Raw genomic sequence first — 1,039 nt, forward strand, 5'->3', positions numbered from 1 at the left:
GGTCACGGCCAGGACGGCGTGGCTATGGCGCAAGGCAGCGTCAATGCGTGGATCAACGACTATGAGGAGGCTTTGGCCATTGGGCGCGAAATCGGCGACAAGGTGATCGTCATCGGAACCTCGACCGGCGGCTCGCTGGCGGCGTGGGCCGCAACGCAGCCCGGCGCATCCGACGGTGTCGCGGCCATCGCGTTCATATCGCCGAATTTCGGCGTCAAGGCCTCCGGCGCGGAGTTGCTGACCATGCCCTGGGGCAGGCAGATCGCCGAACTTGTCGGCGGCAAGGAGCGCAGTTTCCCGGCACGCAACGCGCTGCACGAAAAATTCTGGACGACCAAATACCCGATGAAAGCGGTGCTGCCGATGGCCGCGCTCACCGAGCTTGCCTATACCGCGCCGGTCGAGAAGGCAAAGATCCCTGCCCTGTTCATCTTCTCGGATTCCGACAAGGTGGTGCGGCCGGATCGCACACGCGAGATCGCCGGGCGCTGGGGCGGTCCGCACGAGCTGGTGCCGGTCGACGATACCGGCGATCCGGACAATCACGTCATCGCCGGCGATGTGCTGTCGCCGCAGACCACACGCTTTCTAACGGAGCGTATCGTGGTCTGGGTGAAGGCGTTGATGCAGCAGCAATCTGGCCAGTGAAACGAAAAACGGCCGGAGCATTCGCTCCGGCCGTTCCTCGATCAGATTTGATGAGCTCAAGCAGCGCGGTTCGCCGGACGCTTGCCGCCGAAGCGGCGCTTGTTGTTGCCCTTGAAGCGCTTGAAACCGCCGGGTTTGCGCTCGCCGTTCGGCTGCGCGGCCGCCGGGCGTTCGCCCTGCGGCTTCGGTCCGCGCTCTCCGTTGGGCTTGCCGGTGAAGTGCTTCTTGCCACCGCCATTGCCCGGTCGGCGGCCGTCGCGGCGGCCGCCATGATGCTCGCGGTCATTGGCCGGCTCGAAATGGCGCTCGGTCTTTTCCCTGGGGTCGCGCTGCGGATCCGGGCTGCCGAGGTGGTCGGCAACGACCGGCAGCTTCATGCGGATGATACGCT

1 protein-coding gene and 1 pseudogene are annotated in these 1,039 nt (G+C 65.5%); one reads left to right on the plus strand and one right to left on the minus strand.

The window, feature by feature from the left end; translation table 11 throughout:
- On the plus strand, positions 1 to 648 hold a 648-nt coding region (locus EOA24_RS39095), incomplete at its 5' end, for an alpha/beta fold hydrolase (RefSeq protein ID WP_145992580.1).
- A gap of 56 nt (positions 649 to 704) precedes the next feature.
- On the opposite strand, the pseudogene EOA24_RS39100 reads toward EOA24_RS39095, so the two are convergent.
- Positions 705 to 1,039: pseudogene (locus EOA24_RS39100) on the minus strand (ATP-dependent helicase); the annotation flags it as partial.

The sequence above is a fragment of the Mesorhizobium sp. M2A.F.Ca.ET.039.01.1.1 genome, assembly GCF_003998035.1.
Classification (GTDB): domain Bacteria; phylum Pseudomonadota; class Alphaproteobacteria; order Rhizobiales; family Rhizobiaceae; genus Mesorhizobium.